At 70.2% G+C, this 19,324-nt stretch carries 17 protein-coding genes and 7 tRNA genes; 14 read left to right on the top strand and 10 right to left on the bottom strand.

Translation table 11 applies throughout. The annotated features are described in order from the left end of the window. Positions 1-4: 4 nt before the first annotated feature. Positions 5-694, bottom strand: a complete 690-nt coding sequence (gene phoB / locus PSEJ31_RS0105005; RefSeq protein WP_026010729.1) for a phosphate regulon transcriptional regulator PhoB — start codon at positions 692-694, stop codon at positions 5-7. 75 nt (positions 695-769) lie between these two features. Further along, complete coding sequence (locus PSEJ31_RS0105000) at positions 770-2,410, bottom strand: M48 family metalloprotease (RefSeq protein WP_051403663.1); 1,641 nt, start codon at positions 2,408-2,410, stop codon at positions 770-772. A 200-nt stretch (positions 2,411-2,610) separates the two neighbouring features. On the opposite strand from PSEJ31_RS0105000, the gene grxC reads away from it, so the two are divergent. The 3 genes from grxC (at position 2,611) to PSEJ31_RS0104985 (ending at position 4,433) form a co-directional block, all read left to right on the top strand. Next, the gene (gene grxC, locus PSEJ31_RS0104995) at positions 2,611-2,898 is read left to right on the top strand and encodes a glutaredoxin 3 (RefSeq protein ID WP_028914826.1); all 288 of its coding nucleotides are present in this window, start codon (positions 2,611-2,613) and stop codon (positions 2,896-2,898) included. Further along, the gene (locus PSEJ31_RS0104990) at positions 2,895-3,278 is read left to right on the top strand and encodes a carboxymuconolactone decarboxylase family protein (RefSeq protein WP_028914825.1); all 384 of its coding nucleotides are present in this window, start codon (positions 2,895-2,897) and stop codon (positions 3,276-3,278) included. The genes grxC and PSEJ31_RS0104990 overlap by 4 nt, the downstream gene beginning before the upstream one ends. A 150-nt stretch (positions 3,279-3,428) precedes the next feature. Next, positions 3,429-4,433 carry an isocitrate dehydrogenase gene (locus tag PSEJ31_RS0104985; protein WP_028914824.1) on the top strand — a complete coding sequence of 335 codons (1,005 nt, stop codon included), beginning with the start codon at positions 3,429-3,431 and terminating at the stop codon, positions 4,431-4,433. A gap of 143 nt (positions 4,434-4,576) precedes the next feature. Here the strand turns inward: PSEJ31_RS0104985 and PSEJ31_RS0104980 are convergent, their stop codons facing one another. The 6 genes from PSEJ31_RS0104980 to PSEJ31_RS0104955 form a co-directional block, all read right to left on the bottom strand. After that, on the bottom strand, positions 4,577-5,332 hold the full coding sequence (locus tag PSEJ31_RS0104980; RefSeq protein ID WP_019399631.1) for a Bax inhibitor-1/YccA family protein: 756 nt from the start codon (positions 5,330-5,332) through the stop codon (positions 4,577-4,579). A gap of 137 nt (positions 5,333-5,469) precedes the next feature. Continuing rightward, positions 5,470-5,555 (bottom strand) — tRNA-Leu (locus PSEJ31_RS0104975). Positions 5,556-5,637: 82 nt separating this feature from the next. Further along, positions 5,638-5,713, bottom strand: a tRNA-Lys gene (locus PSEJ31_RS0104970). 78 nt (positions 5,714-5,791) lie between these two features. Continuing rightward, a tRNA-His gene (locus PSEJ31_RS0104965) sits at positions 5,792-5,868 on the bottom strand. 34 nt (positions 5,869-5,902) lie between these two features. Then, positions 5,903-5,979, bottom strand: a tRNA-Arg gene (locus PSEJ31_RS0104960). 39 nt (positions 5,980-6,018) lie between these two features. Beyond that, positions 6,019-6,095 (bottom strand) — tRNA-Pro (locus PSEJ31_RS0104955). Between the two features lie 251 nt (positions 6,096-6,346). Here PSEJ31_RS0104955 and tig point away from each other — a divergent pair. From tig to PSEJ31_RS0104915, 8 genes are all read left to right on the top strand, one after another. Further along, positions 6,347-7,642, top strand: coding sequence for a trigger factor (gene tig / locus PSEJ31_RS0104950; protein ID WP_028914823.1), 1,296 nt, complete (start codon positions 6,347-6,349; stop codon positions 7,640-7,642). Between the two features lie 100 nt (positions 7,643-7,742). Then, entirely contained in the window at positions 7,743-8,366 is a 624-nt protein-coding gene (gene clpP, locus PSEJ31_RS0104945) for an ATP-dependent Clp endopeptidase proteolytic subunit ClpP (protein WP_019397797.1), read from the top strand. Positions 8,367-8,513: 147 nt separating this feature from the next. Beyond that, positions 8,514-9,803, top strand: coding sequence for an ATP-dependent Clp protease ATP-binding subunit ClpX (gene clpX, locus PSEJ31_RS0104940; RefSeq protein ID WP_019397796.1), 1,290 nt, complete (start codon positions 8,514-8,516; stop codon positions 9,801-9,803). Positions 9,804-9,980: 177 nt separating this feature from the next. Beyond that, positions 9,981-12,452: an endopeptidase La gene (gene lon, locus PSEJ31_RS0104935; RefSeq protein WP_028914821.1), complete on the top strand. Its 2,472-nt coding sequence runs from the start codon at positions 9,981-9,983 to the stop codon at positions 12,450-12,452. A gap of 214 nt (positions 12,453-12,666) precedes the next feature. Further along, positions 12,667-12,939, top strand: coding sequence for an HU family DNA-binding protein (locus PSEJ31_RS0104930; RefSeq protein WP_019397794.1), 273 nt, complete (start codon positions 12,667-12,669; stop codon positions 12,937-12,939). Between the two features lie 33 nt (positions 12,940-12,972). Further along, positions 12,973-13,047 (top strand) — tRNA-Val (locus PSEJ31_RS0104925). 76 nt (positions 13,048-13,123) lie between these two features. Next, positions 13,124-13,200 (top strand) — tRNA-Asp (locus PSEJ31_RS0104920). A 271-nt stretch (positions 13,201-13,471) separates the two neighbouring features. Further along, positions 13,472-15,436 carry a peptidyl-prolyl cis-trans isomerase gene (locus PSEJ31_RS0104915; RefSeq protein WP_028914820.1) on the top strand — a complete coding sequence of 655 codons (1,965 nt, stop codon included), beginning with the start codon at positions 13,472-13,474 and terminating at the stop codon, positions 15,434-15,436. A gap of 85 nt (positions 15,437-15,521) precedes the next feature. On the opposite strand, the gene PSEJ31_RS0104910 is transcribed toward PSEJ31_RS0104915, so the two are convergent. Both PSEJ31_RS0104910 and gloB read right to left on the bottom strand, forming a co-directional pair. Further along, positions 15,522-16,676 (bottom strand): lytic transglycosylase domain-containing protein, encoded by a 1,155-nt coding sequence (locus PSEJ31_RS0104910; RefSeq protein ID WP_028914819.1) that lies wholly within the window; start codon positions 16,674-16,676, stop codon positions 15,522-15,524. Then, the gene (gene gloB, locus PSEJ31_RS0104905) at positions 16,673-17,431 is read right to left on the bottom strand and encodes a hydroxyacylglutathione hydrolase (RefSeq protein WP_026010625.1); all 759 of its coding nucleotides are present in this window, start codon (positions 17,429-17,431) and stop codon (positions 16,673-16,675) included. Before gloB ends, PSEJ31_RS0104910 begins: the two co-directional genes overlap by 4 nt. A gap of 12 nt (positions 17,432-17,443) precedes the next feature. Between gloB and PSEJ31_RS15680 the strand changes: the two genes are divergently transcribed. From PSEJ31_RS15680 to dnaQ, 3 genes are read left to right on the top strand one after another with little or no spacing between them, the layout of a single operon-like run. After that, positions 17,444-18,103 carry a hypothetical protein gene (locus tag PSEJ31_RS15680; RefSeq protein ID WP_019399113.1) on the top strand — a complete coding sequence of 220 codons (660 nt, stop codon included), beginning with the start codon at positions 17,444-17,446 and terminating at the stop codon, positions 18,101-18,103. A gap of 13 nt (positions 18,104-18,116) precedes the next feature. Further along, a complete protein-coding gene (gene rnhA, locus PSEJ31_RS0104895; protein ID WP_019399114.1) occupies positions 18,117-18,563 on the top strand; it encodes a ribonuclease HI in 447 nt (148 codons plus the stop codon). A gap of 10 nt (positions 18,564-18,573) precedes the next feature. Continuing rightward, positions 18,574-19,317: a DNA polymerase III subunit epsilon gene (gene dnaQ, locus PSEJ31_RS0104890; RefSeq protein WP_019399115.1), complete on the top strand. Its 744-nt coding sequence runs from the start codon at positions 18,574-18,576 to the stop codon at positions 19,315-19,317. Positions 19,318-19,324: the final 7 nt, after the last annotated feature.

Here is a 19,324-nt window from a genome sequence, read left to right as displayed (position 1 = left end):
GGGATCAGGCCGAGGCCGAGAAACGGTAGCCGGCGCCGCGCACCGTCTGCACCATGCCCTCGGCGCCGAACGGCTCCAGGGTCCGCCGCAGGCGGCGGATGTGCACGTCGATCGTGCGCTCCTCCACGTACACGCTGCCGCCCCAGACGTGGTCCAGCAGCTGGGCACGGCTGTACACCCGGTCCGGGTGGGTCATGAAGAAGTGCAGCAGGCGGTACTCGGTGGGGCCGATCGGCACCGGGGCTTCGCCGGCGAACACGCGGTGGGCCGCGCCGTCGATGCGCAGGACGCCGGCCGAGACGCTGCCGTCCTCGTCGTCCTCGCGCGCGCGCCGCAGCACCGCCCGCACCCGCGCCAGCAGCTCGCGCGAGGAGAACGGCTTGACCACGTAGTCGTCCACCCCGGCCTCCAGGCCGCCGACCCGGTCGTTCTCCTCGCCGCGGGCGGTGAGCATGATGATCGGGATGTCGCGGGTCAGCGCCTCGCGGCGCCAGCGCCGGGCCAGCTCCAGGCCGCTGGTGCCGGGCAGCATCCAGTCCAGCAGGATCATGTCCGGGACGCGGTCGGCGATGGCGGCCTGGGCCTCGCGCGCGTCGCCCGCATGCACCGGCACGTATTCGCCCTTGCGCAGGGCAAAGGCGACCATGTCGCGGATCGCGGGCTCGTCGTCGACGATGAGGATCTGCTTCTGCACGCCGGCTCCTCCAGTATCGCCAGTCATTAGACTACCGTTGCATGACAGTTCCATGACAACGGCCGGCGGCGGCGTTCAACGCCGCTGCATGTCCGGATCGCGCACGCCCTGGCGGCGCAGTTCCAGCACCGTGGGGGTGATCGCGGCGATCCGCGCGTCGATCCGCGCGCGCGCCACGTAGTCCAGGTCGCCGCGCTTCTTCAGCGTCTCCAGCTGGATCAGCGCCTGCTCCGGCCGCCCGTTGAGGAAGGCGGCCTCGGCATAAGCCTCGCCGGCGCGCGCGCTGTCGCCGGCCAGCTCGCAGGCACGGGCGAAGGTGCGCTGGAACACCGGGTCGTTGCCGGAGCGCGCCAGCAGTGGCCGCAGCACTTCCTGGGCACGCTTGCCGGCGGCTTCGTTGCCCTGGGCGACCAGCACCTTGGCATAGGTCAGCACCACCGCGCGGTGGCCAGGGTGGCGCTGCAGCAGCTGGTCCAGGCGGGCATTGGCTTCGGCCGTGCGCCCGGCCTGCGCCTCGGCCTCGGCCAGGGCCAGGGCCACCCACAGGTTCTGCGGGTCCTCCTCCAACAGCTGGCGCAGCTCGCCCGCCACCGCCGCCGGTTCGCTGGACAGGCGCACCACGGCCAGGCCATAGCGCTGCGCCGGGCTCAGCCCGGAGGGGCTGGCGCGGCGCAGGGCCTCGTACTCGCGCACCGCCGCGTCGGTGGTGGTGGCGCTGAGCGCGCGCAGGCGCTCGCGCGCCCACTCGAAGTGGCCGGTGGCCCCGGAGGGCCGCGCGCTGCCGCCCAGCGAGGCCAGTTCCAGCCCGGCCGGGAGCAGGGGATTGCCGCGCCCGGCCAGCAGCGGCGGCAACTGCGGCTGCGTCGGGGGCTCGGCGACCACCCGCTCCACCCGCGAGACGGTTTCCCCGTCCACCTCGCCCACGGTGGTGGTGGCGGTGACGCTGCGCCCGCGCATCTGGTCGGCGCGCTGCTTGGCCTCGGCGATGCGGGTGGTGTTGACCGGGTGGGTGCGCAGGTACTCGGGCACGCTGTAGCCGCCGGAGTTGCCGCGGGTGGCGAACGACATGCGCGCGAAGAAGTCGGCCATCGCGTCCACGTCGTAGCCGCTGCGGGCCAGGGCGCGGATGCCGAGGCGGTCGGCCTCGTGCTCGTTGGCGCGGGTGTAGTTGATCTGGTTCTGCTGCATCAGGCCCATGGCGCTGATGATGGCCGCCTGCGAGGCGTCGCCGGAGGACGAGCCGCCGGCGGCCTGGGCCGCGACCACCGCCGCCAGCATGCCCAGCAGGATCGGGATCTGGTCGCGCTGGGCGCGCTCGACCCCGCGCAGCACGTGCTGCTGGGTGACGTGGGCCATCTCGTGCGCCAGCACCGCCGCCACCTCGTCCTCGCGCTCGGCGGTCAGTACCAGGCCGGCATTGACACCGATGTAGCCGCCGAGGGTAGCGAAGGCGTTGATCTGGCGGTCGCGCAGCATGAACAGCGTGTAGCGCTGTTCGGGCCGGTCGCTGTAGGCGCCCAGGCGGTCGCCCAGCGCCTGCAGCCAGTCGTCGATCAGCGGGTCGTCCAGCAGGTAGCCGTAGTTGCGCAGCTCGCGCAGCATCATCCCGCCGTACTCCTCCTGCCTGGCGGGGGTGAGCAGTTCGCCGGCCGAGGACCCGATGTCCGGCAGGCGCAGGCTGTCCTGCGCCGGAGCCGGCCCGGCCGGGGCCAGCATCAGCGTCAGCAGCAGGGCGGCGGCGAGGGGGCGGGGAGCGGGCAAGCGCGTTACTCCGTGGTTCGGCCCAGCATTGCGCGCGCGCCGGGCCGACGGGTGAATCCAAAGTTAATCCGGTGGCGGGACGGAGCGTTACGCGCGCGATCTCCGCAGCCCGATACCATAGCCGCTTCGACCCCGTAATACCGCTGGAGTTTCCCGTGTCCGAAGCGCCCCCCGCCATCCGCATCTATTCCACCGCCATCTGCCCGTACTGCGTGGCGGCCAAGAACTTCCTCAAGAGCCAGGGCCGGGAGTGGACCGAAATCCGGGTCGACCTGGACCCGGCCGAGCGCGAGAAGATGGTCAACCTGACCCGCCGCACCAGCGTCCCGCAGATCTTCATCGGCGAGGTCCACGTCGGTGGCTACGACGACATGATGGCCCTGCACCGGGCCGGCAAGCTGCTGCCGCTGCTGGAAGGCCAGGCGCCGGAGGGTTCGGCATGAGCGGCGGCGACCGCGTCCGAGAGTTCACCGAGTTCCGCCAGCGCATGAACCAGCGGATCCTGGCCGAGCCCAATCAGGTCGTGCGCCGGTTCTTCGCCCTGGACACCCAGGCCTACCAGGCCGGCGCCCTGGACGTGAAGATCAAGGAGCTGCTGGGCCTGGTGGCCTCGCTGGTGCTGCGCTGCGACGACTGCATCAGCTACCACGTGGCCCAGTGCCGGCAGGCCGGGGTCAGCCGCGAGGAGTTCTTCGAGGCGTTCTCGGTCGGCCTGGTGGTGGGCGGCTCGATCGTCATCCCCCACCTGCGCCGGGCCGTGGACTTCCTCGACAGCCTGGAGGCGGGGGAGGCCGGCCAGCCCCCGGTCCACGAGCACGGTTGAGCCCGGGCCCGGCGAGGGCGGTCGGGCATGCTCCCATGGTCGGAACCTGTATTCAGCCGGGATGGGGCATAATTTCAGCACCAACTTTCCCCTCCCTGCGCAGCCGGACCCGCTCCCGGGACCTGCCGCGCCTGTCCGGAACTATTCCTCATGACCCAGAAGATCACGGTCATCCGCGGCGACGGCATCGGCCCGGAGATCATGGATGCAACCCTGCACGTCCTCGACCAGCTTGGCGCGGGCCTGGAGTACGAGTTCGCCGACGCCGGCGTCGTGGCGCTGGAGAAGCACGGCGACCTGATGCCGAAGGAGACCCTGGCCTCCATCGAGCGCAACAAGGTCGCCCTGAAGAGCCCGCTGACCACCCCGGTGGGCGGCGGCTTCACCTCGATCAACGTCAGCCTGCGCCGCCACTTCGACCTGTACGCCAACGTACGCCCGGCGATCTCGTTCCCGAACACCAAGTCGCGGTACGAGAACATCGACATGATCACGGTGCGCGAGAACACCGAGGGCGCCTACCTGTCCGAGGGCCAGGAAGTCTCCCCGGACGGCGAGGTCGCCGTCTCCAGCACCCGCGTCACCCGCAAGGGCTCCGAGCGCATCGTCCGCTACGCCTTCGAGCTGGCCCGCAGCACCGGCCGCAAGAAGGTCACCGCGGTGCACAAGGCCAACATCATCAAGTCGACCTCGGGCCTGTTCCTGAACGTCGCCCGCGAGGTGGCCGCGCAGTACCCGGACATCGAGTTCCAGGAAATGATCGTGGACAACGCCTGCATGCAGCTGGTGATGCGCCCCGAGCAGTTCGACATCCTGGTCACCACCAACCTGTTCGGCGACATCATCTCCGACCTGTGCGCCGGCCTGGTCGGCGGCCTGGGCCTGGCCCCGGGCGCCAACATCGGCGAGAAGGCGGCGATCTTCGAGGCCGTCCACGGCACCGCCCCGGACATCGCCGGCAAGGGCATCGCCAACCCCTGTGCGCTGCTGCTGGCGGCGGCGCAGATGCTGGACCACATCGGCCAGGGCGCCAACGCCGAGCGCCTGCGCAAGGCGATCGTCGCCACCCTGGAGGCCAAGGACTCGCTGACCGGCGACCTGGGCGGCACCGGCACCACCATGGGCTTCGCCAAGGCCATCGCCAGCCGCCTCTGAGCGGCCGCGCGGCAGCCACGCAGTACCTGGACGGGGCGCTTCGGCGCCCCGTTCTTTTTTGCGCCGGTGGCAGCGGCGGGGAGCGCGCAAACGCAAACGGGCGCCCGAAGGCGCCCGTCCGCGGGTCCCGCCGGGGCGGGAGGTCAGTCGCGCGACTGCAGCTTGGACAGCAGGCGCAGGATTTCCAGGTACAGCCACACCAGGGTGACCATCAGGCCGAAGGCGCCGTACCACTCCATGTACCTGGGCGCACCCTGCTCGACGCCGGTCTCGATGAAGTCGAAGTCCAGCACCAGGTTCAGCGCCGCGATCACCACCACGAACAGGCTGAAGCCGATGCCGATGATCCCGGACTCGTGGATGAAGGGGATCCGGATGTCGAAGAAGCCCAGCACGATCGAGGCCAGGTACACCAGGGCGATGCCGCCGGTGGCCGCGACCACGCCCAGCTTGAAGTTCTCGGTGGCCCGGATCAGGCCGCTGCGGTAGGCGAACAGCAGGGCGAACAGGGTGCCGAAGGTCAGCATCACCGCCTGCATCACGATGCCCGGGAAGCGGGCCTCGAACACCGAGGAGATGGCGCCCAGGAACAGGCCTTCGGCCAGCGCGTACAGCGGCGCGGTGACCGGCGACCACTCCTTCTTGAAGATGGTGGCCAGGGCCAGGACGAAGCCCGCGATCATGCCGCCCCAGACATAGCCCATGCCGGTCACGCCGTATTCGGTGACCTGCACCTGCGACCAGGCGAAGGCGCCGGTCAGCACGGCCAGCAGCAACAGCAGGCCGGTCTTGTTGACGGTGCCGTTGAGGGTCATTGCCCCGGCATCGCGCGACACGACGGTGCCGCTGCCGAGGTCGAGGAAGGTGGATTCCCTGAGGGCGGGATTTCCGCTGCGCATGGTTCGCTCCGTCGAATCAGGATGGACTGGCCGGAAGCATACAGGCAGCCACCGGAGCGGGGCATGACCGGCCGACCGGCGGCGGCCTGCGGACGACTGCAGGGACGATGCGCGTTTGCCGGCGGTTCCGCCGGGAATGGTGCGAAAGGCGGGACTCGAACCCGCACGGGGGTTACCCGCTGGAACCTAAATCCAGTGCGTCTACCAGTTCCGCCACTTTCGCGCGTGCCGGCGCATTCTAGCGCGCCGCAAATCCGGGTTGCCCAACGAAAAACGCCCGGCATTGCCGGGCGCTTCCTACAGGGTGGTGGGCCGTCAAGGATTCGAACCTTGGACCTACTGATTAAGAGTCAGCTGCTCTACCAACTGAGCTAACGGCCCCTGAAACCTGAGCCGCTCAGTGTAATGACACCTCGCGACTTGTGCAAGCCCCCTTTGCAGGAAATTTGCACCGAAGGGTGGGGTGGCTGATGGGATTCGAACCCACGACCACTGGAATCACAATCCAGTACTCTAACCAACTGAGCTACAGCCACCACATTTGAAGCAACTTCCGGCCAGTGCCCGTAATGGCGCGCCTGGCAGGAATCGAACCTGCAACCGCCGGCTTAGAAGGCCGGTGCTCTATCCGGTTGAGCTACAGGCGCACAACACGGTTTCGCATCGCCCTGCTGCCGACAGCAGGATGGTCGGGGTAGAGGGATTCGAACCCCCGACATCCTGCTCCCAAAGCAGGCGCGCTACCAGACTGCGCTATACCCCGGCGTTCTGGCTCCGGCTCCGGCTCCGGCAGGCCGGAAACCGGCTCCCGGAGCGTCCGCGCTCCGTAAGGCCGGCTATTGTCGTGAATGCGCCGAGCGCCTGTCAATGGCATCGTGACGAATACTGGCGCGGCCGCCGGGGATCGGCCAAACTAGCGCGTTTCCCGCGCACGCCGGCAGGATGTCGGCGCTGTCCGTCCACCCAAACCGATCGACCCGCGGCCAGCCGCCGCGGCGCAGGAGCCAAGACCACATGCAAGTTTCCGTCGAATCCACGGGCAACCTCGAGCGCCGCCTGAACTTCAGCCTGCCGGCGGAGCAGCTGGAAGCCGGCGTCAGCGGCCGCCTGCGCGAGATCGCCCGCACCGCCCGCATCAAGGGCTTCCGCCCGGGCAAGGTTCCGGCCAAGGTGATCGAGCAGCGCTTCGGCGACCAGGTCCGCGCCGAGGTCCTGGGCGCGCTGGTGCGCCAGACCTTCGACGCCGCGGTGCGCGAGCACGAGCTGCGCCTGGCCGGCGCCCCGCGCATCGACCGCGCCGCCGAGGACAGCCTGGACTTCGTCGCCACCTTCGAGGTGGTGCCGGACTTCGGCGAGATCGACGTGACCAAGCTCCGGGTGATCCGCCACACCGCCGAGGTCACCGAGGCCGACATCGACCAGATGATCGAGAACCTGCGCCTGCAGCGCCGCACCTGGAGCAAGGTCGAGCGCGCCGCGGCCAAGGGCGACCTGGTGGTCGGCACCCTGTGGACCGAGGCCGGCGACTTCCGCCAGCCGGCCGAGGGCGAGGAGCGCTTCTCCACCATCATCGGCTCGGCCCAGCTGCTGCCGGCGCTGGAAGACGCCCTGGCCGGCCTGGAGCAGGGCACCGAGCACGTGCTCGACGTGGCCTTCCCGGAGGCCTGGCGCCAGGCCGAACTGGCCGGCAAGACCGCCCAGGTCCACGTGGTCCTGCAGCAGGTCTCCGAGCCGGTGCTGCCGGAGGTCGATGCCGCGTTCATCAAGAGCTTCGGCGTCAAGAGCGGACAGATGGACAAGTTCCGCGAGGACATCCGCACCAACCTGGAGCGCGAGCTCAAGGGCGCGCTGATGAACCGCCTGCGCCGCGAGGTCGGCGAGCAGCTGGTCGCCGCCTACGCCCACGTCGAGTTGCCGCCGCGCACGGTCGAGAACGAAGCCCGCGGCATGCTGTTCCAGCAGCTGGAGCAGGTCCGCCGCAGTGGCCGCGACCCGGGCCAGGTCCCGGCCGACGCCTGGCAGCAGTTCCTGGAGCCGGCGCGCAAGCGCGTCCTGGCCGGCCTGCTGGTGGGCGAGATCGCCCGCCGCAACGACCTGCGCCTGGACCCCAAGCGCCTGAACGAAACCCTGCGTCTCATCGCCTCGACCTACGAGGAGCCGGAGCAGGTCATTGAGATGTACCGCAACGACCCCCAGCTGATGCAGGGACTGCAGGCCCGGGTGATGGAAGAGCAGGTGATCGACTGGATCGCCGAGCGCGCCCAGCACACCGAGCAGGCGCTGTCGTTCCAGGAAGCGATCCGGGCATGATGGCGCCGTGGCGGCGGGCCGAACCGCCCGCCGCCGCAGCCGGCCGGTCCGTCCGGCCAAGCACCCCCGACTACCCGCAAGAGGCGCCCGCAGCATGAGAATGATTCCGACCAAAGCCCTGAACCTGGTCCCGATGGTGGTCGAGCAGACCAGCCGCGGTGAGCGCGCCTACGATATCTACTCGCGCCTGCTGAAGGAACGGGTGATCTTCCTGGTCGGCCCGGTCGAGGACCACGTGGCCAACGTGATCATCGCCCAGATGCTGTTCCTGGAGGCCGAGAACCCCGAGAAGGACATCAGCCTGTACATCAACTCGCCAGGCGGCCTGGTGACCGCGGGCATGGCGATCTACGACACCATGCAGTACATCAAGCCGGACGTGAGCACCATCTGCGTCGGCCAGGCCGCCTCCATGGGCGCGGTGCTGCTGGCGGCCGGCGCCCCGGGCAAGCGCTACGCGCTGCCCAACTCGCGGGTGATGATCCACCAGCCCCTGGGCGGCTTCCAGGGCCAGGCCACGGACATCGACATCCACGCGCGCGAGATCCTGAGCATGCGCGCCAGGCTGAACGAGATCCTCGCCCACCACACCGGCCAGAGCATCGAGACCATCGCCCGCGACACCGAGCGCGACAACTTCAAGGGCGCCGCCGAGGCCAAGGCCTACGGCCTGGTCGACGAGGTCCTGGAGCGCCGCCCCGAGGACTCCATCCAGGCCGGCTGACCGGCCCCGGGCCCCGGGCGCGTCCCCCGACGCCCCCGGGCTCCCCCCGAGACCCCAGGTCCGGCGCGCTTCTGGCGCGGTTCCGGCCCTGTGCTATTCTCGCCCCCAACCCGCCCCGGCGGGACGCAATACTGGAAAAGCACAAGCATGAGCGAAGACCGGCAAGGCCGTACCGGCGATGGCAACAAGATCCTCTACTGCTCTTTCTGCGGGAAGAGCCAGCACGAGGTGCGCAAGCTGATCGCCGGCCCCAGCGTGTTCATCTGCGATGAATGCGTGGAGCTCTGCAACGACATCATCCGCGAGGAACTCGAGGAGAAGGCGCAGTCGGCGCGCAGCTCGCTGCCCAAGCCGCGCGAGATCCTCGAGGTGCTGGACCAGTACGTGATCGGCCAGCATCGGGCGAAGAAGACCCTCGCGGTGGCCGTCTACAACCACTACAAGCGCATCGAGAGCCGCCAGCGCAACGAGGACGTCGAGCTGGCCAAGTCGAACATCCTGCTGGTCGGCCCGACCGGTTCGGGCAAGACCCTGCTGGCCGAGACCCTGGCGCGGCTGCTCAACGTGCCGTTCACGATCGCCGACGCGACCACGCTCACCGAGGCCGGCTACGTCGGCGAGGACGTGGAGAACATCATCCAGAAGCTGCTGCAGAAGTGCGACTACGACGTCGAGAAGGCGCAGCAGGGCATCGTCTACATCGACGAGATCGACAAGATCTCGCGCAAGAGCGAGAACCCGTCGATCACCCGCGACGTGTCCGGCGAAGGCGTGCAGCAGGCGCTGCTGAAGCTGATCGAGGGCACCGTGGCCTCGGTCCCGCCGCAGGGCGGGCGCAAGCACCCGCAGCAGGAATTCCTGCAGGTCGATACCAAGAACATCCTGTTCATCGTCGGCGGCGCGTTCGCCGGCCTGGACAAGATCATCCAGCAGCGCAGCAGCGAGGCTGGCGGCATCGGCTTCGGCGCCAAGGTCAAGAGCACCAAGGTCAAGGCCGACACCGGCAAGCTGCTGGCCGAGGTCGAGCCGGAGGACCTGATCAAGTTCGGCCTGATCCCCGAGTTCGTCGGCCGCCTGCCGGTGGTGGCGACCCTGGAGGAGCTGGACGAGGCCGCCCTGGTCAAGATCCTGACCGAGCCGAAGAACGCCATCACCAAGCAGTTCAAGAAGCTGTTCGAGATGGAAGGCGTGGAGCTGGAGTTCCGCCCGGACGCCCTGACCGCGATCGCGCGCAAGGCGCTCAAGCGCAAGACCGGCGCCCGTGGCCTGCGCACCATCGTCGAGTCGGTGCTGCTGGACACCATGTACGAGCTGCCGTCCATGGAGAACGTCAGCAAGGTGGTGGTGGACGAGTCGGTGATCGAGCACAAGACCGAGCCGTACCTGATCTACCAGACCCCGCCGGCGGCCTCGCCGAAGGTGGCCTCGGCCGACTGACGGCCGGCCTCCAGCGCCCGCGGCAACCCGGCCCCCGCCACCCCGTGGCGGGGGCTTTGTTTTCCCAAGTGCTTGATCCGGAAGGCGATCTTGCGTGCATCTTGCATCGCTTCCGGCCTGCCCCCATAACGGGGGCAGGCGGCCCGCCGGCCGCCGCCAATGTTTCCCGGAGCTTCCATGTCCCGCACCCGATCCGACGCCCTCGAACTGCCCGTCCTGCCGCTGCGCGACGTGGTGGTGTTCCCGCACATGGTCATCCCGCTGTTCGTGGGCCGGGACAAGTCCATGCGCGCCCTTGAGCAGGCGATGGAAGGCGACAAGCAGATCCTGCTGGTCGCGCAGAAGTCGGCCGAGACCGACGACCCGCAGGCGGCCGACCTCTACACCGTCGGCACCCTGGCCACCGTGCTGCAGCTGCTGAAGCTTCCCGACGGCACCATCAAGGTCCTGGTCGAGGGCACCGCGCGCGTGCAGGCGGGCGACATCGCCGAGCGCGACGGCGCCCTGCACGGGCGCGGCACCGTGGTCGAGCCGGGCACCAGCCGCGACCCGCGCGAGATCGAGGCGGTGGCGCGCACCCTGACCAGCCTGTTCGAGCAGTACGTCAAGACCAACCGCAAGCTGCCGCCGGAGCTGCTGCAGACCCTGTCCGGGATCGAGGAGCCCGGCCGCCTGGCCGACACCATCTCGGCCCACATCGGCGTGCGCCTGGCCGACAAGCAGCGCCTGCTGGAGACCTTCGACACCGGCGACCGCCTGGAGCTGCTGGTCGGCCTGGTCGAGGGCGAGATCGACGTGCAGCAGATGGAGAAGCGCATCCGCGGCCGGGTGAAGTCGCAGATGGAGCGCAGCCAGCGCGAGTACTACCTCAACGAGCAGATGAAGGCGATCCAGAAGGAGCTGGGCGACCTGGACGACTCGCCGGGGGAGATGGAGGAGCTGGCGCGCAAGATCGCCGAGGCCGGCATGCCCAAGGCCATCGAGGCCAAGGCCAAGAGCGAACTGAACAAGCTCAAGCAGATGTCGCCGATGTCGGCCGAGGCCGCGGTGGTGCGCAACTACCTCGACTGGCTGCTGGGCGTGCCGTGGAAGAAGCGCAGCAAGGTGCGCAAGGACCTCAAGGCCGCGCAGGACACCCTGGACGCCGACCACTACGGCCTGGAGAAGGTCAAGGAGCGGATCCTGGAGTACCTGGCGGTGCAGTCGCGGGTCAAGCAGATGAAGGGCCCGATCCTGTGCCTGGTCGGCCCGCCGGGCGTGGGCAAGACCTCGCTGGGCCAGTCCATCGCCAAGGCCACCAACCGCAAGTTCGTGCGCATGAGCCTGGGCGGCGTGCGCGACGAGGCCGAGATCCGCGGCCACCGCCGCACCTACGTCGGTTCGATGCCGGGCCGCATCGTGCAGAACCTCAACAAGGTCGGCACCAAGAATCCGCTGTTCGTGCTCGACGAGATCGACAAGATGTCGATGGACTTCCGCGGCGACCCGTCGTCGGCGCTGCTGGAGGTGCTGGACCCGGAGCAGAACCACAGCTTCAACGACCACTACCTGGAGGTCGACCTGGACCTGTCCGAGGTGATGTTCGTGGCGACCTCCAATTCGCTGAACATCCCCGGCCCGCTGCTCGACCGCATGGAGGTCATCCGCATCCCGGGCTACACCGAGGACGAGAAGCTGAGCATCGCCACCCGCTACCTGGTGCCGAAGCAGCAGAAGGCCAACGGCCTCAAGCCCGAGGAGCTGTCGATCGCCGAGGACGCGATCCGCGACATCGTGCGCTACTACACGCGCGAGTCCGGCGTGCGCAACCTGGAGCGCGAGATCGCCAAGATCTGCCGCAAGGTGGTCAAGGAGATCGCGCTCAAGGGGCCGGAGCCGGCGAAGAAGAAGCCCGCGCGCAAGGCCGCCGGCAAGCGCAAGGGCGCGCTGGTGCAGGTCACCGCGGCCAACCTGGACAAGTACCTGGGCGTGCGCCGCTTCGACTTCGGCCGCGCCGAGGAGCAGAACGAGATCGGCCTGGTCACCGGCCTGGCCTGGACCGAGGTCGGCGGCGACCTGCTGCAGATCGAGGCCACCCTGGTCCCGGGCAAGGGCCAGCTGATCCTCACCGGCCAGCTGGGCGACGTCATGAAGGAATCCGCCTCGGCGGCCCTGTCGGTGGTGCGCGCGCGCGCCGAGCGGCTGGGCATCGAGGCCGACTTCCTGCAGAAGCACGACGTGCACCTGCACGTGCCCGACGGCGCCACCCCGAAGGACGGCCCCAGCGCCGGCATCGCCATGGTCACCGCGCTGGTATCGACCCTGACCAAGGTGCCGGTGCGCGCGGACATCGCCATGACCGGCGAGATCACCCTGCGCGGCAAGGTCACCGCGATCGGCGGCCTGAAGGAGAAGCTGCTGGCCGCGCTGCGCGGCGGCATCCGCACGGTGATCATCCCCGAGGAGAACCGCAAGGACCTGGCCGACATCCCGGCCAACGTCACCGAGGGGCTGAAGATCGTGCCGGTGAAGTGGATCGACGAGGTCCTGGACCTGGCCCTGGAGCGGCCGCTGGCCCCGGCCGGCGCGAAGGTGGCCGTGCGCGGCGGCGGCCGCAGCGGTGGCCGCCGGCAGCGCCCGGTGGCCGACCGGACCGACGTAAAGCACTGAAAAGTCCGCGGCCGCGCGCCGCGCGAATCCGACAGGCGGGCATGAAAAGCCCGCCAGTGCTGCATTTCCGGCTTGCGGCCCTTGGGGGCGCCCTGTATAACGGGCGCACCCGCACTGGCCACGCCCAGTCCGCGGAACCAGACCTGCCGGCACGCTCCACGGACGCGACCCGGTCACACATCTCGCGGCAAGACCGCACAGGGAGTAAATACGAATGAACAAAACCGATCTGATCGACGCCGTCGCCAGCGAAGCCGAAATCACCAAGGCCGAGGCCGCGCGCGCGGTCGACGCGGTGATCAACTCGGTCACCAAGGCGCTGAAGAAGGGCGACGCCGTCACCCTGGTCGGCTTCGGCACCTTCCAGGTGCGCAAGCGCGCTGCCCGCACCGGTCGCAACCCGAAGACCGGCGAGACCATCAAGATCAAGGCCTCGAAGAATCCGGCGTTCAAGGCTGGCAAGGCGCTGAAGGACGCTGTAAACTAACCGGCCCGCTTCCGAAGCGGGCTTGCCTGACCCGGGTGCTTAGCTCAGCGGTAGAGCGTCGCCCTTACAAGGCGAGGGTCGGGGGTTCGAAACCCTCAGCACCCACCAGCTTCGGAATGCAAAAAAATTTGTAAGACGGTCTTCTCAAGCCTGAAAACTTGTCTTACAATGGCTGTCTCAGCGCGGAGTGGTAGTTCAGTCGGTTAGAATGCTGGCCTGTCACGCCGGAGGTCGCGGGTTCGAGTCCCGTCCACTCCGCCACTTATCTGGAAAGCCCCCGGGAAACCGGGGGCTTTCTTTTTGTCCGCGCCTCGCGCGGCAAATGCGCATGCGTAGCGGCCTTGCCTGCTCCACGGCAGGCTTCCCGCGCAGGCGCCGGACCGGGCGTGCGCCACACGGCCATGCCCGGAAACGCGCCGGCCGGGGAGCGCAAAAAGCCTGGTTGCGGGGGAGCCGGCGGGCAGTCCGCGCGGCGCCGGCCCGGGTTACACTGCGCGGCTTACATTCGCCGCTTACCTACACCGGGCTAACAATGCTGCAGAAACTCCGCGATCGGTCATCGGGCTGGGTTGCCACGGTCATCATCGCCCTGCTGATGATTCCGTTCCTCTTCGTCGTCGACCAGAGCTACCTCGGTGGCATGGGCGCCAACAACGTGGCCCAGGTCAAGGCGCCGCCGTCGTGGTGGAAGGGCGCGCCCGGCTTCTGGCCGGTCTCGCTGCTGTGGGAGCACCAGGAGGTCAGCGGCGAGGAGTTCCGCCAGCGCTTCGAGCAGGCCCGGATGCTGGCCCGCCAGCAACAGGGCGAGGCGTTCGACCCGCGCCAGTTCGAGAGCATCGAGAACAAGCGCCGCGTGCTGGACGAGCTGATCGACGAGAAGGCGCTGCTGCTGGCCGCCGGCCGCGAGGGCGTGGTCGTCTCCGACGCCGCGGTGCGCGAATACATCGCCTCGATCCCGGCATTCCAGGTGGACGGCAAGTTCAACATGGACGCCTACCGCATGGCGCTGTCCTCGCAGTACCCGCCGCGCACCCCGAGCCAGTTCGACGAGCTGGTGCGGCAGTCGCTGCGGCAGTCGCTGGTGCCGATGGCGGTGGGCAACTCGGCCTTCGTCACCGACGCCGAGCTGGACCGCCTGCTGCGCCTGTCCGGCGAGACCCGCGACGTCGAACTGGTGGTGCTGCCGCCGGCGCCGGAGGACACCGCAGCGGTGACCGACGACGACGCCAAGGCCTGGTACGAGGCGCACACCGCCGACTTCATGCGCCCGGAACGGGTGGGCATCGAGTACGTGGAAGTGACCGCGCAGCAGGTGCCGGAGCCGGCGCCGGCCGACGAGGCCACCCTGCGCCAGCGCTACGAGGAAGAGAAGCTGCGCTTCGGCGAGCCGGAGCGCCGCCTGGCCTCGCACATCCTGGTGCGCGTGCCGGAGGGTGGCGACGCCGCCGCGGCCGAGCGCAAGGCCGCCGAGCTGGCCAGGCAGGCCGCCGCGCCGGGTGCCGATTTCGCCGCGCTGGCGCGCGAGCATTCCGAGGACCCGGGTTCGCGCGATGCCGGCGGCGACCTGGGCTGGGTCGAGCGCGGCACCATGGTGGCGCCGTTCGAGGAAGCGCTGTTCGCGATGCAGGCTGGCGAGGTGCGCGGCCCGGTGAAGACCGACTTCGGCTGGCACGTGCTGCAGCTGCGCGAGGTCAAGGAAGGCGCCGCGCGCCCGTTCGAGGAAGTGCGCGACGAGCTGGCGCGCGAGCTGGCGCAGGCCGAGCGCGAGCGCGCCTTCAGCGAACTGGTTGGCCGCCTGACCGACCTGGCCTACGAGAACCCGTCCTCGCTGGAACCGGCCGCGCGCGAGCTGAAGCTGGAAGTGCGCAAGCTCGGTCCGTTCAGCCGCGACGACACGGTCGGCATCGCCGCGGCGCCCGAGGTCAAGCGTGCCGCGTTCTCCGAGGCCCTGATCGAGGACGGCACCGCCAGCGACCCGATCCAGATCGGTCCGCAGCACAGCGTCCTGATCCGGGTGGTGGAGCACGAGCCGGCCGAGGCCATGCCGCTGGCCGAGGTGCGTGGGCAGGTCGAGGCCGCGGTGCGTGCCGACCGCCGCAACAAGGCCGCGGTGGCCGCCGCCGAGGCCGCGCTGGAGCGCCTGCGCAAGGGCGAGGCGCTGGCCGCGCTGGCCACTGCCGAGGACGGCGTCATGCCGCTGCCTGGCCTGCCGCGTGGCGCGCCGGTGCCTTCGCGCGAGGCCAACCGCGCCATCTTCGCCGTGGCCGCGCCGGAAGAGGGCAAGGCCGCGTTCGGCCGCTTCGCCCTGCCGGATGGCCGCCAGGCGGTGTTCGCGGTCAATGCCGTGCATCCGGGCAAGCCGGAGGAACTGCCGCAGGAGCAGCGCGCCCTGCTGCGCCAGCAGTTCGCCCAGATCGACGGCGCCGCCGCGGCCGAGGACTACATCCGCCGCATCCGCAGCCAGTTCAAGGTCCGCATCGACGAAACCCAGCTTTGACGGGAGCGGCGATTGGGGCCAAAAGAACGGGGGCGCCTCCTGGCGCCCCCTTTTTTTTGTTTGTTTGATGGGTGGCCCGGCCCACTCACTCCACGCGCAACTGCATCCCCGGCCGCAGCACGCTGTTGGCGTTGAGGTTGTTGAGTTCCAGCAGCTGGCGCACGGCCACGCCATAGCGCCTGGCGATCACCCAGGCCGACTCGCCGCGGCGCACGGTGTGCACCCGGGTGGTCGCCACCGCGGGTGCTTCCTCCACCTCCGCGGTGGCACGCACCGGCGCCAGCGCCACCGGCGCCGGCGGTGCGATGGCCTGCACCAGGGCCAGCGGCGGGCTGGTCCAGCGCTGGCCCAGGGCAGGGTTGAGGCGGCGCAGCACCGTTGGATCCTGGCCGTTGCCCAGGGCCCAGGCCTCCAGTCCGCCGGCGCCTTCCAGCGGGCGCGCCTCCAGGTGCAGCACCGGACGGTCCAGCCGCGCCATCCATTCCGCTTCCTCGCCGGCGCGGGTCAGCACGCAGGCCAGGGCGTGGAGCTTGTCGACATAGGCATAGGTGACGCCGGACAGGCCCTGCAGCGAGCCTGGCGTGGCCTCCAGCGCCTGCTCGCCGCTATGGCGCAGCGCCCGCAGCACGCGCGACTCGCCGGCGTTGTAGGCCATCGCGGTCAGGCGCCAGTTGCCGCCGAGCATGCCGTTGAGCTTGCGCAGGTACTGCACCGCTGCGCGGGTGGACTCGGCCGGCGACAGGCGGCCGTCGTAATGCTTGGTGACCGGCACCCCGTGGTGGCGCGCGGTATGGGTGACGAACTGCCACAGCCCCGCCGGGCCGCCGCCGTTGCGCGCGCCGGGGGCGTAACCGCTTTCCACGAACGGAATCAGGGCGTATTCGGTCGGCAGGTGCGCCGCGCGCAGGGCGTCGACCACGTGGCCGAACAGGGGCAGGGCGTCGCTGTCCGGATCGGCCAGGCGCGCCGGCGCATGGCGGAAGTGTTGCTCGTAGCGGGTCGCGCCCGCGTCGCAGCCAGGCTCGGCCAGGCCATCCAGGAACGCCTGGTAGATCTCGCGCCCGCTGCGCATGCCCTCCGGCAGCTCGGGGGAGGCGTCAGCGGCCGGCGCGTCCGCATCCGGCGCCGCCGGCTCGCTGGCCGGCGCGGGTGGCTCGGTGGCCGCCGGGTCGGGGCGGGGCTCCTGGGCGAAGGCCGCACAGGAGCACGCCACCAGCACGGCGGGCCAGGCGCGCCTCATGCGCCGAACCCGTCCTTCCAGGCGCGCAGGGCGCCGAAACACTCCGCGTCGCTGCGCGGGGCATGGCCCAGGCGGTGCGCCGCCGCCTCGCGCACGGCCGGTTCGGCGCAGCGCAGGAACGGGTTGGTGTCGCGCTCGGTGGCCAGGGTGACCGGCACGGTGGGCTGGCCGGCCTCGCGCTGGGCGCGGGCCTCGGCGTGGCGCCGGACCAGGGCCGGATTGCCCGGCTCCACCGCCAGGGCGAAGGCGGCATTGGCCAGGGTGTATTCATGCCCGCAGCACACCAGGGTCTGGTCGGGCAGGGCGGCCAGGCGCTGCAGGGAGTCATGCATCTGCTCGGCATCGCCCTCGAACAGGCGCCCACAGCCCAGGCTGAACAGGGTATCGCCGCAGAACAGCACGCCTTCGACCAGATAGGCCACATGGCTGCGGGTATGCCCCGGCACGGCGATCACCCGGATCTCGCGCCCGGCCAGCTGCAGCCGCGCGCCGTCGGTGGCGCGCTCGGTGGCGTGCGGGATGCGCGGGTCCTCCGGCGCGACCACCGGCAATCCCGGCCAGCGCTCGAGCAGCTCCGGCACCCCGGCGCAGTGGTCGGCGTGGTGGTGGGTCAGCAGGATCGCGGCGGGCACCATCCCGCGCCCGGCGGCGGCCAGCACCGGCTCGGCGGACCCGGGGTCCACCACCAGCGCCCTGCCTGCACCCATGGCCCAGACATAGTTGTCCTGCAATGCCGGCAGCGGGGTCGGTCGCATAGAATCGGGACCATGCCTGCGCCCGCCACCCGCCGTCAACCCGGTGCCCCGGCCTGGTTCAGCGCCCCGCAGGGCCGGATCCTGCTGGCGGCGGAGCGCCAATGGGTGCTGCGGCGCCTGGCTGAACGGCCGGTGCAGCCGTGGCTGTGGCTGTGCCCGGAGGCCCCGGAGGACTGGGTCCCGCCGCCCGCACGGGGCCTGCTGCTGCACCATGGCGGCGGCGCCGGCGGCTACCAGGGCAGCGTGCGCTGCGACCTGCCCCTGCCGGTGGCCAGCGGCTGCATCGCCCACGTGGTGGTGCAGCACGCCCCGTCGCGGGGACTGCAGACCCTGCTGGAGGAGTGCGAGCGGGTGCTGCTGGACGGCGGCCGGCTGTGGCTTTGCACCTTCAACCCGTACAGCCCGTACCGCCTGCGTGCCGGCCTGGCCGGGGTCGCGGCGCGCCCGCTGGGCGCCTGGATCCAGCGCCTGCACGCCCTCGGCCTGGTGGCGGTGGCGCCGCCGCGCTGCGTCGGGCCGCGCTGGCGTCCGCGCGAAAGTGCTGGCAATCCCGGCGGGGGCGCGGCATCGTTGCGCGCCGGGTGCGTGCTGGAGTTCGAAAAGCGCGCGCTCGCGCCGGTGGGACCGGTGCCGGCAGGCTGGCGGCGACCCGGGGCCGCGCCGGCGGCCTGAACACGGAAACCTGATGAAGAAGATCGAGATCCACACCGATGGCGCCTGCTCCGGCAACCCCGGGCCGGGCGGCTGGGGCGCGCTGCTGCGCTACAAGGCCCACGAACGCGAGCTGTCCGGCGGCGAGCCGGTCACCACCAACAACCGCATGGAGCTGATGGCTGCCATCAGCGCCCTGGAGGCGCTGACCGAGCCCTGCGAGGTGGTACTGTTCACCGACTCGCAGTACGTGCGCCAGGGCATCACCGAATGGATGCCCGGCTGGGTGCGCCGCGGCTGGAAGACCGCCGGCGGCGACCCGGTCAAGAACCGCGACCTGTGGGAGCGCCTGCACGCGGCCTGCCAGCGCCACAGCATCGAGTGGCGCTGGGTCAAGGGCCACAACGGCGACCCGGACAACGAGCGCGTGGACGCGATCGCCCGCGCTGCGTCCCAGCAGGCCCGGGCCGCGGCGCGGTAAACTTGCGCCGATGCGCCAGATCATCCTCGATACCGAAACCACCGGCCTGGAGTGGAAGAAGGGCAACCGCGTGGTCGAGATCGGCTGCGTGGAGCTGCTGGAGCGGCGCCCGAGCGGGCGCAACTTCCACCGCTACCTCAAGCCCGACTGCGAGTTCGAGGCCGGCGCCCAGGAAGTCACCGGCCTGACCCTGGAGTTCCTGGCCGACAAGCCGTCGTTCGAGGAGATCGTCGACGAATTCCTCGAATACATCGACGGCGCCGAGCTGATCATCCACAACGCCGCGTTCGACCTCGGCTTCCTCGACTACGAGCTGTCGCGTTGCGGCGAGCACTACGGCCGCATCGCCGACCGCTGCACCGTGGTCGACACCCTGCTGCTGGCGCGCGAGCGCTTCCCCGGCCAGCGCAATTCGCTGGACGCGCTGTGCAAGCGCCTGGGCGTGGACAACTCGCACCGCCAGCTGCACGGCGCGCTGCTGGACGCGCAGATCCTGGCCGACGTCTACATCGCCCTGACCTCCGGCCAGGAGGAGATCGGCTTCGCCGAGGTCGAGGCGCCGTCCACCGGCCCGGCGGTGGCCACGGTCAGCTTCGCCCCGGTGGCCGGCGAGCGCCCGCGCATCGCGGCCGCGCCGGAGGAGCTGGAAGCGCATGCGCGCCGCCTGGCACACCTGCGCAAGAAGGCCGGGCGCGCGCTTTGGGACCAGTACGAGCCGCTGCCGGAACCGGAAGCCGAGCTGCAACCGGCCTGAGCCGGTG

The organism is Pseudoxanthomonas sp. J31 (assembly GCF_000510725.1).
Lineage (GTDB): Bacteria > Pseudomonadota > Gammaproteobacteria > Xanthomonadales > Xanthomonadaceae > Pseudoxanthomonas.
Note: the sequence above shows the minus strand (reverse complement) of the source record. Positions and strands in the feature narration are given on the sequence as shown.

Excerpts from the sequence above, each read along its gene's own strand:
- PSEJ31_RS0105000 (WP_051403663.1), bottom strand. The coding sequence starts at position 2,410 with ATGCTGGCCCCGGCCGGGCCGGCTCCGGCGCAGGACAGCCTGCGCCTG.
- PSEJ31_RS0104990 (WP_028914825.1), top strand. The coding sequence starts at position 2,895 with ATGAGCGGCGGCGACCGCGTCCGAGAGTTCACCGAGTTCCGCCAGCGC.
- PSEJ31_RS0104985 (WP_028914824.1), top strand. The coding sequence starts at position 3,429 with ATGACCCAGAAGATCACGGTCATCCGCGGCGACGGCATCGGCCCGGAG.
- PSEJ31_RS0104980 (WP_019399631.1), bottom strand. The coding sequence starts at position 5,332 with ATGCGCAGCGGAAATCCCGCCCTCAGGGAATCCACCTTCCTCGACCTC.
- tig (WP_028914823.1), top strand. The coding sequence starts at position 6,347 with ATGCAAGTTTCCGTCGAATCCACGGGCAACCTCGAGCGCCGCCTGAAC.
- clpP (WP_019397797.1), top strand. The coding sequence starts at position 7,743 with ATGATTCCGACCAAAGCCCTGAACCTGGTCCCGATGGTGGTCGAGCAG.
- clpX (WP_019397796.1), top strand. The coding sequence starts at position 8,514 with ATGAGCGAAGACCGGCAAGGCCGTACCGGCGATGGCAACAAGATCCTC.
- lon (WP_028914821.1), top strand. The coding sequence starts at position 9,981 with ATGTCCCGCACCCGATCCGACGCCCTCGAACTGCCCGTCCTGCCGCTG.
- PSEJ31_RS0104930 (WP_019397794.1), top strand. The coding sequence starts at position 12,667 with ATGAACAAAACCGATCTGATCGACGCCGTCGCCAGCGAAGCCGAAATC.
- PSEJ31_RS0104915 (WP_028914820.1), top strand. The coding sequence starts at position 13,472 with ATGCTGCAGAAACTCCGCGATCGGTCATCGGGCTGGGTTGCCACGGTC.
- PSEJ31_RS0104910 (WP_028914819.1), bottom strand. The coding sequence starts at position 16,676 with ATGAGGCGCGCCTGGCCCGCCGTGCTGGTGGCGTGCTCCTGTGCGGCC.
- gloB (WP_026010625.1), bottom strand. The coding sequence starts at position 17,431 with ATGCGACCGACCCCGCTGCCGGCATTGCAGGACAACTATGTCTGGGCC.
- PSEJ31_RS15680 (WP_019399113.1), top strand. The coding sequence starts at position 17,444 with ATGCCTGCGCCCGCCACCCGCCGTCAACCCGGTGCCCCGGCCTGGTTC.
- rnhA (WP_019399114.1), top strand. The coding sequence starts at position 18,117 with ATGAAGAAGATCGAGATCCACACCGATGGCGCCTGCTCCGGCAACCCC.
- dnaQ (WP_019399115.1), top strand. The coding sequence starts at position 18,574 with ATGCGCCAGATCATCCTCGATACCGAAACCACCGGCCTGGAGTGGAAG.